At 71.1% G+C, this 12,941-nt stretch carries 10 protein-coding genes and 2 tRNA genes; 9 read left to right on the top strand and 3 right to left on the bottom strand.

Annotated features, from left to right (window positions below):
* Positions 1-10: 10 nt before the first annotated feature.
* The 3 genes from M3677_RS03715 to M3677_RS03705 all read left to right on the top strand — a co-directional run bounded on the left by M3677_RS03715 (position 11) and on the right by M3677_RS03705 (position 6,215).
* Positions 11-3,202: a GH92 family glycosyl hydrolase gene (locus tag M3677_RS03715; RefSeq protein WP_251159820.1), complete on the top strand. Its 3,192-nt coding sequence runs from the start codon at positions 11-13 to the stop codon at positions 3,200-3,202.
* A gap of 137 nt (positions 3,203-3,339) precedes the next feature.
* Positions 3,340-4,506: a hypothetical protein gene (locus M3677_RS03710; RefSeq protein WP_251159819.1), complete on the top strand. Its 1,167-nt coding sequence runs from the start codon at positions 3,340-3,342 to the stop codon at positions 4,504-4,506.
* The gene (locus tag M3677_RS03705) at positions 4,503-6,215 is read left to right on the top strand and encodes a glycosyltransferase (protein WP_251159818.1); all 1,713 of its coding nucleotides are present in this window, start codon (positions 4,503-4,505) and stop codon (positions 6,213-6,215) included. The genes M3677_RS03710 and M3677_RS03705 overlap by 4 nt, the downstream gene beginning before the upstream one ends.
* 75 nt (positions 6,216-6,290) lie before the next feature.
* On the opposite strand, the gene M3677_RS03700 is transcribed toward M3677_RS03705, so the two are convergent.
* Positions 6,291-6,364 (bottom strand) — tRNA-Gly (locus tag M3677_RS03700).
* A 55-nt stretch (positions 6,365-6,419) separates the two neighbouring features.
* On the opposite strand from M3677_RS03700, the gene M3677_RS03695 reads away from it, so the two are divergent.
* The 5 genes from M3677_RS03695 (at position 6,420) to M3677_RS03675 (ending at position 9,724) form a co-directional block, all read left to right on the top strand.
* Positions 6,420-6,743, top strand: a complete 324-nt coding sequence (locus M3677_RS03695; RefSeq protein WP_251154783.1) for a hypothetical protein — start codon at positions 6,420-6,422, stop codon at positions 6,741-6,743.
* A gap of 53 nt (positions 6,744-6,796) precedes the next feature.
* A tRNA-Pro gene (locus tag M3677_RS03690) sits at positions 6,797-6,873 on the top strand.
* Positions 6,874-6,909: 36 nt separating this feature from the next.
* Positions 6,910-8,253, top strand: a complete 1,344-nt coding sequence (gene tig, locus M3677_RS03685; protein ID WP_251159817.1) for a trigger factor — start codon at positions 6,910-6,912, stop codon at positions 8,251-8,253.
* A gap of 158 nt (positions 8,254-8,411) precedes the next feature.
* Positions 8,412-9,038, top strand: a complete 627-nt coding sequence (locus tag M3677_RS03680; protein WP_066653123.1) for an ATP-dependent Clp protease proteolytic subunit — start codon at positions 8,412-8,414, stop codon at positions 9,036-9,038.
* A 26-nt stretch (positions 9,039-9,064) separates the two neighbouring features.
* Complete coding sequence (locus M3677_RS03675; protein WP_066653125.1) at positions 9,065-9,724, top strand: ATP-dependent Clp protease proteolytic subunit; 660 nt, start codon at positions 9,065-9,067, stop codon at positions 9,722-9,724.
* A gap of 114 nt (positions 9,725-9,838) precedes the next feature.
* Here the strand turns inward: M3677_RS03675 and M3677_RS03670 are convergent, their stop codons facing one another.
* Both M3677_RS03670 and M3677_RS03665 read right to left on the bottom strand, forming a co-directional pair.
* A complete protein-coding gene (locus tag M3677_RS03670) occupies positions 9,839-10,462 on the bottom strand; it encodes a copper resistance CopC family protein (protein WP_251159816.1) in 624 nt (207 codons plus the stop codon).
* A 65-nt stretch (positions 10,463-10,527) separates the two neighbouring features.
* The gene (locus M3677_RS03665) at positions 10,528-11,250 is read right to left on the bottom strand and encodes a YcnI family protein (RefSeq protein ID WP_251154786.1); all 723 of its coding nucleotides are present in this window, start codon (positions 11,248-11,250) and stop codon (positions 10,528-10,530) included.
* 196 nt (positions 11,251-11,446) lie between these two features.
* On the opposite strand from M3677_RS03665, the gene clpX reads away from it, so the two are divergent.
* The gene (gene clpX / locus M3677_RS03660; protein WP_066653131.1) at positions 11,447-12,727 is read left to right on the top strand and encodes an ATP-dependent Clp protease ATP-binding subunit ClpX; all 1,281 of its coding nucleotides are present in this window, start codon (positions 11,447-11,449) and stop codon (positions 12,725-12,727) included.
* The last annotated feature ends 214 nt before the right edge of the window (positions 12,728-12,941 follow it).

Below are 12,941 nucleotides of genomic sequence, written 5' to 3'. Positions count from 1 at the left end.
CGACCGACCGATGAGTGCTGAACGCCGTGGCGGCCCGACCGGCCCCGTGACCGCGGTCGCGGCCCGGAACGGGGTCGGGTTCGTCTCGCAGCAGGCGACCCCGATCGAGCAGACCGACCCGACGGGGACCGTGCAGGTCCTCGACGGGCACCGAGGTCACGACGTCGGGCCGACCGACGTCCTGACCTGGGTCTGGTTCCCGGAGCGGTCGCTGCCCGACGGGCGGACCGAGCCGACGACCACGGACCTCGACCGGTTCTGGGCCGCCACGGCGTTCGCACTCGACGTCGTCTTCACCGACGGCACCCGACTCAGCGCGGGCGGCGCCCGCGACCAGTACGGCGACCTCGTCACCCCCGAGGCGCAGGACGACGCCCGCAAGCAGTGGGTCGACCAGTGGAACCGGCGGACCGTCGACCTGTCGGCGCACGTCGGCCGGACGGTGGACCGTCTGGAGGCCCGGCTCGGCCGGGCGGACCGGCCCGCGCCCGACGGTGACCCCGGCACCGCCGTCCGCGGTTGGCTCGACGACGTCCGGATCGGACCCGCCGGGCGCGCGACCGGCCACCTGCCGGAGGGTGCCCGACCGCTCGACCACGTCCGCACCACGCGTGGCACCCACTCGTCCGGCACGTTCTCGCGCGGCAACACCGCGCCCCTCGTCGGGCTCCCGCACGGAGGTGTCTTCGGCCTGCCGATGACCGACGCTGCCGACAGCCGGTGGCCGTACGCCTACCAGGAGCACAACCGGCGGAGCGACAACCGGCCCACGATCCAGGCGTTCGCGACGAGTCACCTGCCCTCGCCGTGGATGGCCGACCGCGGGGTGTTCCAGGTCATGCCCTCCCCGCTCGCCGACCCCGACCTCGACCGGACCGCCCGCGCGCTCGGCTTCGACCACGTCGACGAGGCCGACGGCCCGCACCGCTACCGGGTCACCCTCGACGCAGGCGTCACCGCCGAGATGACCGCCGGGGAGTTCGCCCTCGCGTGGCGGTTCACCGGCGTCCGCAGCATCGTCCTCGACCACCACGGCGTCCTCCGCTCGTGCACGGTCCGCATCGAGGACGGCACCGCGGTCGTCGACGCCCTGCTCGACGACCGGGCCGAGACGCCGCCGCACCACGTGCACGTGCGGATCGGGAACGCCCTCGCCGACCGGACGACGTTCGTCGACGGCGAGCTCCGCGGACGGGTCGAGGTCGCCGGTGACACCGACGTGCTCCTCGGCATCTCCACCGTGTCCGCCGAGGACGCGGTCGCGAACCTCGACGCCGCCGGTGACTTCGACGCGATGTACCAGCACGCCGAGGAACGCTGGACCGCCGAACTCGACACACTGCAGGTCGAGGGTGCCACCCCGGACCAGCTCGTCTCGCTGTACTCCGGCCTGTACCGGGCGTTCCTCCACCCGACCCGGGCGGGGGAGACCGCGCTGACCGGGAGCCCGCGACACCGTTCCCCGTACGGCGGCGTGCTGACCGTGCCGATCCGCGACGAGCCCGGGCCCGAGGTCGTCGACGGCCCGCTCACCACCACGAACGGGTTCTGGGACACCTACCGGACCGCCTGGCCGCTGCTCGCGCTGCTCACGCCCGACACCGCCGCCGACCTCGCCGAGGGGGTCGTCGGCCACTTCACCGACGGCGGGTGGACTCCGCGGTGGAGTGCGCCCGGGGCCGAGGACGTGATGACCGGCACGACGAGCGACACCGTCCTCGCCGATCTCGTGGCGAAGGGTGTCGACGGCTTCGACGTCGAGCAGGCGTACCGGTCCGCGGTGCGGAACGCGACCGTCCCGTCACTGGACCGACGCGTCGGGCGGAAGGGGAGCCTCCCGGGCGACCTCCGCGGGTACGTCGACACGGCGACCGACGAGGGGATGTCGTGGACCCTCGACGCCGCGATCAACGACTGGGGCGTCGCCGTCCTGGCCGACGCGATGGCCACGCGAGCCGCGGCCACCGGTGACGCGGACGGCGAGCGACGGTACCGGGCCGAGCACGAGTGGTTCGCACGCCGCTCGCTCCGCTACAGGAACGTCTTCGACCGGGAGCGCGGGTTCTTCATCGGCCGCACGCCGGACGGCGCCTGGCGGTCCGGGGACGACTTCGACCCGGACGTGTGGGGGAGCGACTACACCGAGACCAACGCCTGGGGCACGATGTTCACCGCGCCGCACGACGGCGCCGGGATCGTCGACCTGCACGGTGGACCGGCCGGCTTCGACGACGCCTTCCAACGGTTCCTGCAGCGGCCCGAGACCGGCGCCACCGACCGGTCCGGGTCCTACGGGTTCGCCATCCACGAGATGACCGAGGCGCGCGACGTCCGCACGGGGATGCTCGGCCTGTCGAACCAGCCCGCGCACCACATCCCGTTCTTCCCGATGTTCACCGGACGGCACGACGACGCGCACCGCATCGTCCGCGAGTGCCTCGACCGGCTCTTCGTCGGCTCCGACCTCGGTCAGGGGTACCCGGGCGACGAGGACAACGGCGAGATGAGCGCCTGGTACGTCCTCGCCACGATCGGCCTGTACCCGCTGGCACCGGCGACCGGCACCTACGTGCTCGTCCCGCCGTCGGTCCGGCGGACGGTCCTGCGACGGCCGGGAGGCGCGTCCACCGTCATCGAGACCGCCGGGGACGGACGGTTCATCGCGTCCGTCACGGTCGACGGTGAGCCGTGGGACTCGATCAGCATCCCGCACACGGTGGTCGCCGCCGCGGAGCGGATCGTCGTCACCCTGGCGGAGGCCCCGACGGGGTGGGCTGCGGACACCCGACCGGTCTCGGCGTCCGAGCTGCACGGCTTCCGGGACACCCCCGACGACGTCCTGCCCGTGGGGGCGTCGCCCCTGACCGACGACACCGGACTGACCCCGGTGGCGCTCGCCGCAGGGGAGTCGGTGACGGTGCCGGTCACCGCGGCAGGGACGTCCCTGTACACCGTGACCGCGGCAGTGCCGGTGACGGCCTCGTGGCGTGCGGTGCTCCGGAGTGCGGACGGCACGGTGGTGCACGCCGTCGAGGAGCGGGACGCGGCGTTCACCTGGGCCGGGCAGACCCGGATCTTCCGGTTCGCGGGCGGAGTGACCGGCGGGACGCTGGCGTTCGAGGCTGCCACACCCGTGGTGCTGACGCAGCTGCAGCTGATCGCGGCCGACAGCACGGTCACGGACGGGACCGACGTGCACTGACCCGGCGCACCCGGTGCTGGTCGGTCCGCCACGAGGGGGACCGGCTTGTACCCCGTTCGTGGGCTGTCGCGCTCCGGGGACACGGGGTGGAATGGACGGTGCAGGACACCCCTGCGTGCTTCACCCGGAGGAGCCGCATGACCGTCACGCTCTCCCGCTCGCACCCGGCGCCGACCGGTGCGGTGCCGGCACCCGCACCGCTGCGGCCCCTGCCGTCCGTCGCCGTCCGGTGGCTGCTCCGCGCCGCCTTCGCGCTGCCCTACGTGGCCCTCGCGCTCGTGGCGTCGCGCATCACGACGACGCCGCTCATCGGGCTGACCGGCAACCAGGTGACGCTCGACCGGGCGACGGCCGCGCTCGACGGCGGCGTGGTGCCGGCCATCGGGCAGCTCTGGCCGCTGCTCTCCGGGGTGCTCCTGCGCTTCATGCCCTTCGGTGTGCAGGGTGCCGCGGTGCTCGGCGGGATCGTCGCCGGCGTGCTGCTCCAGCTCCTCGCGCAGGACATGCTGCGCCGCGGCCTGCGCATGCGCGAGGTCGTCGCGTTCACCATCGCGCTCGGCGCCAACCCGCTGTACGCCTTCCTCGCGCTCGACGACCTGCAGGCGTTCCTCGGCATCGCCCTCTTCGCCCTGGCCGTCGTCGACATGGTGCGGTTCTTCGCGTGGGGGGACACGCAGGCGGGGTTCCGCGCCGGCCTCGCGCTGATGCTGTCCACGCTGGTCGACCCGATGGGCTTCGTCTACGTCGGCATCGCGGCGCTCGCCGCCCCGTTGCTCGACCTGGCACGGCACGACCAGCGCGGCATCCGGCGGGCGAACGTGCTCGTCCTGGTGTTCCCGAGCCTCGCCGTCGCGCTCTCGACGGCCGTCCTCGACCTCATGGTGCTCCACGACCCGTTCGCGGCGCTGCGCGGGACGATCAGCGTGTCCGAGGAGCGACTCGACGGCCTGCGCCACCTCTTCGCCTCGACGGACGGCCTGCTCCTGGTGACGATGCTCGTCGCCGGGGCCACCCTGGCCCTGCTCGTCCGCCGGCCCGGCGCGATCGCCCTCGTCGCGGCGCTCTTCGTCGGGACCGTGGGCGGGTACGCGATCGGGCTCGTGCCGGTCGCGACGGCCGGCAACGTCTTCGTCACGATGCTCAGCGTCGCGATCGCGATCCTGCCGCCGGTCGCCGGCCGGGTCACCAGCACCCTGGTCGTCGTCCTCGCCGTCCTGCAGGTCCCGCTCGCGTGGGCCGCGGCCTCCGAACGCCAGGTCGTCGTCGAGTGGATGCACGCCGTCGCGGCGGTGGTGCTCCGGTGACCGCCGTCGGAGCGCGGCCGCCGGTGGACGCCGAGCCGACCGTCGTGGTCGGTGGGACCGGTCGGCACCGCGGCGAGGACGTCGACTGGCGACCGCGGCACCGGTGCTCCGTGCAGCGGCACGTCGAGGAGGGCTGGGTCGCGTCCGCCCGCATCCGCGAGGGCGTCCTCGTCCTGACCAGCGGTCGGTCGGACCCGGACGTCCTCCGGGCGGCGCTCACCGAGGAGTTCGGCGAACCCGTCGTCCTCCGCAGCGCGTCCGAGGCGGACGTCCGGCAGCGCATCGCGTACGAGCTCGAGGAGGAGGTCGCCGACCTCGCCGCCCACGGTCTCGCCCGGACGAACCCGGCCCTGTCCGCACGGACCGTCCTCTCACGAGGACAACGGGTCGGCGGTGCGGTCGCCCTGCTCCTGTTCGCGGTGTGCCTCGTCCTCGCACCGGGCAGCACGGTCGCGGTCGCGACGGCGGTGCTCTCCCTGGGGTTCCTGGCCGGGATCCTCTTCAAGTTCTGGGTGTCGATGGTCGGGGCCCGCTTCGACCTGGTCGAGCAGGTCTCGGCCGAGGACGTCGCCGCCCTGGACGACGACGCCCTGCCGACCTACACCGTGCTCGTGCCCGTGTTCCGCGAGGCGAACATCGTGCACGACCTCGTCCGGAACCTCGAGGTGCTCGACTGGCCGAAGGACCGGCTCGAGGTCCTGGTGCTCGTCGAGGCCGAGGACCACGAGACCCGCGAGGCCGTCATCGACGCAGCCCCGCCGGACTGGATGCGCATCGTCATCGTCCCGCCGGGGTCACCCCAGACGAAGCCGCGCGCCTGCAACGTCGGCCTCGCCATCGCGCAGGGGGAGTACGTCGTCATCTACGACGCCGAGGACCGTCCCGACCCCGACCAGCTCAAGAAGGTGTTCCTGACCTTCGACCGCGCCGGGGACGACACCGTGTGCGTGCAGGCGGCGCTGAGCTACTTCAACGCCGACGAGAACGCGCTCACGCGCATGTTCACGCTCGAGTACTCGTACTGGTTCGACTACATGCTCGCCGGCCTCGACGCGCGACAGCTGCCGATCCCGCTGGGCGGGACGTCGAACCACTTCCGCGCCGAGCTGCTCCGTGAGCTCGGCGGGTGGGACCCCTACAACGTGACCGAGGACGCCGACCTCGGCATCCGCGCGTCCGCCGTCGGGTACCGCGTCGCCGTCGTCAACTCCACGACGATGGAGGAGGCGAACACCTCGATCCCGAACTTCGTCCGGCAGCGCTCCCGGTGGATCAAGGGCTACATGCAGACCGCCCTCGTGCACGCGCGCAGGCCCCGGGCGCTCGTCCGCGAGATCGGCCCGCGTCGCGCGGCCGCGTTCGCCCTGCTCATCGCGGGGACCCCGCTGACGTTCCTCGGGATGCTGCCCGGCGTCCTCGTGACGATCGCGACGCTCGTGCTGCCGGCCGACTGGACCGCGCCGCTGTTCCCGGCGCCGGTGCTGTGGCTCTGCGTGCTCGACTTCCTGCTCGGCAACGCCACGATGATCTACCTGACGATGATGGGGCCGTACAAGCGCGGTCGGTTCGACCTGATGGGCTGGGCGCTCCTCAACCCGCTGTACTGGATCCTGCACTCGGTCGCCGCGTACAAGGGCCTGTGGCAGCTGATCACCCGGCCGCACTACTGGGAGAAGACCGAGCACGGCCTGACGAAGACGACCGCCTGATCGCGACGACGGTGTGGAGGGGATGACGGGAATCGAGTTTCGGCGCAGCGCCGGTCGGAAGCCGTGAAGAGGACGTGGAGGGGATGACGGGAATCGAACCCGCGTGGCCAGTTTGGAAGACTGGGGCTCTACCATTGAGCTACATCCCCGCACTGCGGCACCAGTCCGCAGCGCCACCATCGTAGCGGACGAACGGCCTCCGACATGCCATCGAACGTGCTGCCGCAGCCGGACGGCTCCGACACGCGCCGGATCAAGCGCTCGCGGGTGCTCTCGTTCGTGCTGCTCGCCGTCGCCGCCGTGGTGTTCTCGCTCCGTCCCGAGGCCTTCGGCGACCCGCAGGCCCAGCCCTGGCACGCCCTGCTGCACGTCTGGCGCATCGTCCTCGGCGTCGCGCTCATGGTCGCCGCGCTCGGGGTCCAGGTCGCCGTCGGGGTGCGGTGGCGACGGGGCCTGCGGCGCAGCGCCGAGCAGGAACCGTCCACACGCGGCACGCCGCCCGGGAACCAGGCAGCGGGGGACCGCTAGACTCGTCGCGGTCGTGCGTGCCCTCGGGCGTGCGCGGTCACCTGGCCCAGTCACGGGGCGTAGCTCAGCTTGGTAGAGCGCCCGCTTTGGGAGCGGGAGGTCGCAGGTTCGAATCCTGTCGCCCCGACCAGGTCCACTCGAACGTCAACCAACAGGAGTACATCCCTTGGCCACCAGCACCGTCGACAAGGTGAGCGACACCCGCGTCAAGCTCACCGTGAACGTGACGCCGGACGATCTCAAGCCGAGCATCGACCACGCCTACAAGCACATCGCCGAGCAGATCAACATCCCCGGCTTCCGCAAGGGCAAGGTCCCGCCGGCGATCGTCGACCAGCGCGTCGGCCGCGGCGAGGTCCTGAACCACGCCGTCGGTGACGCCATCGACACCTTCTACCGCCAGGCGGTGGAGGAGCAGGAGCTGCGCATCCTCGGCCGTGCCGAGGCCGACGTCGCCGAGCTCCCGGACGTCGCGGACTTCTCGGGCGACCTCGTCCTCACCTTCGAGGTCGACGTCCGTCCCGAGTTCGACCTCCCCGCGTACGACCAGTACGAGCTCACGGTCGACGCCGTCGAGGTCTCCGACGACGAGATCGAGGAGGAGCTGCAGAACCTGCGCACCCGCTTCGGCACGCTCGTGACGGTCGACCGCCCGGCCGAGACCGGCGACTTCGCCCAGATCGACCTGACCGCCACCATCGGTGACGACGAGGTCGACTCGGCCACCGGCGTCTCCTACGAGATCGGCTCGGGCGACCTGCTCGAGGGCATCGACGAGGCGCTCGAGTCGCTCACCGCCGGTGAGTCGACCACCTTCGAGTCCACGCTGGTCGGTGGCGACCGCGAGGGCGAGACCGCGCAGATCGCCGTCACCGTCACCGCCGTCAAGGAGCGCGAGCTCCCCGAGGCCGACGACGAGTTCGCCCAGATCGCCAGCCAGTTCGACACCATCGACGAGCTCAAGGCGGACCTGAAGGAGCAGATCGCGAAGTCCAAGACCTTCGGTCAGGGCGCCGCGGCTCGCGACAAGCTCGTCGAGAAGCTCATCGAGGACGTGGACATCCCGATCTCGGAGCAGCTCATCGAGGACGAGGTGCACCGTCACCTCGAGCAGGAGAACCGTCTCGAGGACGAGGAGCACCGCAAGGAGGTCTCCGAGTCCAGCGAGAAGGCCTTCCGCTCGCAGCTGCTCCTCGACGCCATCGCCGAGAAGGAGGAGATCCAGGTCTCCCAGGAGGAACTCACGCAGTACCTCATCCAGGCGGCGTCGCAGTACGGCATGGAGCCGGCCGAGTTCATCAAGGTGATCGACCAGAACGGGCAGATCCCCGGCATGGTCGGCGAGGTCGCCCGCTCGAAGGCGGTCGCGACCGTCCTGTCGAAGGTCACCGTCAAGGACACGAACGGCGACGCCGTCGACCTGTCCGCCTTCACCGCCGGTGTGGCGCAGGAGTCGGCTGACGACGAGTCGGCCGACCCCGACGAGGTCACCGAGGCCGACGCGAAGTAACGCGACGCGCTGACGGACGGGAGGCACGGTGCCAGCTGGCACCGTGCCTCCCGTCCGTCGTGCCGGCACCATCCGACCGCCCAGAGCGAACAGACGCGAAGTGGTGCGTTGCACCCGATAAGTTCGACATCAAGCGACAACTGAACGGGAGCTTTTCCATGGCCGAAGCGACACTGAACCCCAGTGTTTTTGACCGCCTTCTGAGAGACCGGATCGTGTGGCTCGGCTCTGAGGTCCGCGACGACAACTCGAACGAGATCGCAGCGAAGCTGCTGATGCTCGCCGCCGAGGACCCCGAGAAGGACATCTACCTCTACATCAACTCGCCCGGTGGCTCGATCACCGCGGGCATGGCGATCTACGACACGATGCAGTTCGTGCCGAACGACATCGTCACCGTGGGCATCGGCCTCGCCGCCTCGATGGGGCAGTTCCTGCTCTCGTCGGGCACCCCGGGCAAGCGCTACATCACCCCGAACGCCCGCGTGCTCCTGCACCAGCCGTCCGGTGGCTTCGGCGGCACCGCTGCCGACATCCAGACGCAGGCGAAGGTCATCCTCGACATGAAGCAGCGGATGGCGGAGCTCACGGCGGAGCAGACCGGCAAGACGATCGAGCAGGTCCTCAAGGACAACGACCGTGACAACTGGTTCACGGCGCAGGAGGCCCTGGAGTACGGCTTCGTCGACCACCTCCGCGCGTCGTCGGTCGAGGTCGTCGGCGGCGGCGGCACCGTGAGCGACGGCGAGACGCCGACCGCGGCAGCCGAGCCCGAGTCCAACTGACCACCACCGAAGAGAAGGAAACGAGAATGCACCTCCCCATGCTCGGTGGCGCGCAGAACGTCCCGGCTCCGTCCGATCGCTACATCCTCCCCAGCTTCGAGGAGCGCACGGCCTACGGCTTCAAGCGGCAGGACCCGTACGCGAAGCTCTTCGAGGACCGCATCGTGTTCCTCGGCGTCCAGGTGGACGACGCGTCCGCCGACGACGTCATGGCCCAGCTGCTCGTGCTCGAGTCGATGGACCCGGACCGCGACATCGTGATGTACATCAACTCGCCCGGTGGCTCGTTCACCGCGATGACGGCGATCTACGACACGATGCAGTACATCCGTCCGCAGATCCAGACGGTCTGCCTCGGCCAGGCCGCTTCGGCCGCGTCCGTGCTCCTCGCCGCGGGGACCCCCGGCAAGCGTCTCGCGCTGCCGAACGCCCGCGTGCTCATCCACCAGCCCGCCGTCCAGCAGGGTGGCGGTCAGGCGTCCGACATCGAGATCCAGGCGGCGGAGATCCTCCGCATGCGCACCTGGCTCGAGGAGACGCTGTCGAAGCACTCGAACCGGACCCCGGAGCAGGTCAACAACGACATCGAGCGCGACAAGATCATGTCCGCGGAAGAGGCACTCGAGTACGGCCTGATCGACCAGGTCCTCACGAGCCGCAAGAACCTGCCGGCGCTCGTCAAGTAGCGCTGCACGCTCGAAGGCCCCGCACCGATCGGTGCGGGGCCTTCGTCGTGTCCGGTGCGGCGTCGAGGATGCGGATCCGGCCTGTAGGCGCGGTGCCGGTCCGGTGGGAGGGTGTCAGTCCTCGTCGTTGTCGTCGGTCGCCGGGGCGGCGGGACGGCGACGGAGCAGCAGCAGGACCGCGACGACGACGCCGGCGAGGACGATGCCACCGGCGCCGATGAACAGGGCGTCGGTCGCGCTCGAGTCGCCGGTGTCACCGGATGCGGCGTCGGGTGCGCTGGACGCTGCGGCCCCCGAGCCGCCCCCGCTGCCGTCGGCGCAGGTCGCCGGCGTCGCGGTGCCGCGGTCGGGGGAGAAGCCGGCCGGGGCCTTCCAGGTGAAGTCGTACCGGTCGGAGACCGTGTGGCCGTCGGCCGAGACGATCTGCCACTCGACCTCGTACTTCCCCGAGTCGCCGAGGGCGGCCTTCGTCGTCATCGAGGGGCCGTCCACGGAGACGCAGCCGTCCTCGTGGTACCGACCGTCCGGGCCGATGACCCGGAAGGCGAAGCCCGAGTCCGACCCGCCGATCGCCAGGAGCCGGTCGTTCGTCGTGATGTCGAAGCGGTCGGGGAGCTCGGTGAGCGTCCCGCCCACCTTCGGCGTCGACGACACCAGGTAGTTGTGCGCGCTGGCGGGGGCGGCGAGCCCGAGGACCGCGCCGCCCGCGACGGCGAGGGTCGCGGCGGTCGCGGCCACGGGCCTCCAGACCGGACGCCGGTCACCCGGGGACCGACGGGCGCGCGTCGGCCGTGCGCTCCGCGTCACTTCGAGGCGTCCCGGCGGCGCGTGGCGGCGACGGCGACGACCAGGCCGACGGCCCCGACCACCAGGCCGCCGAGGCCGAGGAAGCGTCCGACCAGGTCGGGCTGCGCCGCGGTGGTCGTGGTGTCGCTCGCGGTGGCCGTCGTCGCGTCGTCGTCGTCACCGCTCGCCGCGCTGGCGGCGGTCAGGACGATCGACGGCGCGGGGTGCTCCGGCTCGGACTCGCCGCTCTTCTGCACCTGGTCCCAGTCGGTCGACCCCTGCTCGCAGGTCTGCACGACCGGGAAGGCCACGCGGTCGCCCGGCTTGCCGTCGGGCAGCGCGAAGGACAGCGAGAAGGTGTCGCGCTCGTCGGCGGGCAGCGGGGTCTTCGCGGTGTAGGTGACGCTCGTGACGCGCTCGGCGCCGGCCTCGGACTCCTCGTCGCTCGCAGCGCTGCTCGACGGGGCGGTGTAGGGCTCGGTCGCCTTCGTGATCGTCCAGTTCGGGTTGACGGTCGGCGTGACCTCGATGACGGACTCGGGCACCTGGAAGACGAGCTTCGTGGTGGGGGAGCCGTCGCAGCCGTGCGGCACCGAGAACGTCGCGGTCGTGTACGAGTTCGCCGCCGTCGAGGTCGCATCCGCCTCGACGTGTGCGCTCGCGGCGGCCGCGGTGCCGAGGACGATCGCGGCGGTGACGCCGAGGGTTCCGGTGCCGAGGAGGGCGAGGCGCTTCGTCATGGGGTCCTTCCGGTTTTCTACAACTTGTAGAGGAACGTGCCAACGGTACCAGGTGTGCACGCCCTGGGCGAACGCGTGGGGACAGGCCGGACGGCGTCGCCGTGGGTGTCACCGGATGCGGTTAGAGTCGATCACATCGGGCGGGTCACCAGCCTGCATCGCTGAACTGCACCGGTCATCCAAGGAGGGCACCGACATGGCACGCATCGGGGAGAGCGCTGACCTGCTCAAGTGCTCCTTCTGCGGCAAGAGCCAGAAGCAGGTCCAGCAGCTCATCGCCGGGCCGGGGGTGTACATCTGCGACGAGTGCGTCGAGCTGTGCAACGAGATCATCGAGGAGCGCCTCGCCGAAGCGGGTGAGGACACCACGAGCGGCGACTTCGAGCTGCCGAAGCCCCGCGAGATCTTCGACTTCCTGCAGGAGTACGTGATCGGCCAGGACCCGGCGAAGCGTGCGCTGGCCGTGGCCGTCTACAACCACTACAAGCGCATCCGTGCACAGGGGCAGATCACCGCTGCCGAGGACCGCGACGACGTCGAGATCGCGAAGTCGAACATCCTGCTCATCGGGCCGACCGGCTGCGGCAAGACCTACCTCGCGCAGACCCTGGCGAAGCGGCTCAACGTGCCGTTCGCCGTCGCCGACGCCACCGCCCTGACCGAGGCCGGGTACGTGGGCGAGGACGTCGAGAACATCCTGCTCAAGCTCATCCAGGCCGCGGACTACGACGTCAAGCGTGCCGAGACGGGCATCATCTACATCGACGAGGTCGACAAGATCGCGCGCAAGGCGGAGAACCCGTCGATCACGCGCGACGTCTCCGGCGAGGGCGTGCAGCAGGCGCTGCTCAAGATCCTCGAGGGCACGACCGCGTCGGTCCCGCCGCAGGGCGGTCGGAAGCACCCGCACCAGGAGTTCATCCAGATCGACACGACGAACGTGCTGTTCATCGTGGCGGGGGCGTTCGCGGGACTCGAGGACATCGTGTCGTCGCGCGTCGGCAAGCGCGGGATCGGGTTCGGCGCTCCGCTGCACAGCCCGCTCGACCAGCAGGACCTGTTCGCCGACGTCCTGCCCGAGGACCTGCACAAGTTCGGGCTCATCCCCGAGTTCATCGGTCGTCTGCCCGTCGTCACGACGGTGTCGCAGCTCGACCAGGCGGCGCTCATGCAGATCCTGACCGAGCCGAAGAACGCGCTCGTGAAGCAGTACCAGCGGATGTTCGCGATCGACGGTGTCGAGCTCGACTTCGACCGCGGGGCACTCGAGGCCATCGCGGACCTCGCGGTGCTGCGGCAGACCGGTGCCCGCGGCCTCCGGGCCATCCTCGAAGAGGTCCTCGGTCCGGTCATGTTCGACGTGCCGTCGGACGACGACGTCGCGCGCGTCGTGATCACCCGCGAGTCCGTGCTCGAGAACGCGGCGCCGACGATCGTGCCGCGTCCCCGGGCGAAGCGCGTGGAGAAGTCCGCGTAGCGTCCGACGCCCGCAGGCCGACGGCCCGGTCCCCGCGTGGGGCCGGGCCGTCGCCGTGTGCGTGTGCGTGTGCGGGAGCGGGTGCGGGTGCGTTCGTGGGAGCAGTCGTGGGAGCGGTGCGCAGGCGGATCGGGGTGATCCGCGGTGTGACGTGCCGCTGCACAACGGGAGGCACGTCGCGCCGCGGAATTCCGCGGTGCGACGTGCTTCCGGT

It is taken from the genome of Curtobacterium sp. P97 (assembly GCF_023712445.1).
In the GTDB taxonomy this organism is placed as follows: domain Bacteria; phylum Actinomycetota; class Actinomycetes; order Actinomycetales; family Microbacteriaceae; genus Curtobacterium.
The sequence above is the reverse complement of the archived record's forward strand: the minus strand, read 5'-3'. Positions and strand labels throughout refer to the sequence as shown.

Bases quoted from the DNA above. Each gene is read 5' to 3' on its own strand.
- M3677_RS03665 (WP_251154786.1), bottom strand. From the start codon at position 11,250: ATGACGAAGCGCCTCGCCCTCCTCGGCACCGGAACCCTCGGCGTCACC.
- clpX (WP_066653131.1), top strand. From the start codon at position 11,447: ATGGCACGCATCGGGGAGAGCGCTGACCTGCTCAAGTGCTCCTTCTGC.
- M3677_RS03675 (WP_066653125.1), top strand. From the start codon at position 9,065: ATGCACCTCCCCATGCTCGGTGGCGCGCAGAACGTCCCGGCTCCGTCC.
- M3677_RS03710 (WP_251159819.1), top strand. From the start codon at position 3,340: ATGACCGTCACGCTCTCCCGCTCGCACCCGGCGCCGACCGGTGCGGTG.
- M3677_RS03680 (WP_066653123.1), top strand. From the start codon at position 8,412: ATGGCCGAAGCGACACTGAACCCCAGTGTTTTTGACCGCCTTCTGAGA.
- M3677_RS03715 (WP_251159820.1), top strand. From the start codon at position 11: ATGAGTGCTGAACGCCGTGGCGGCCCGACCGGCCCCGTGACCGCGGTC.
- M3677_RS03695 (WP_251154783.1), top strand. From the start codon at position 6,420: ATGCCATCGAACGTGCTGCCGCAGCCGGACGGCTCCGACACGCGCCGG.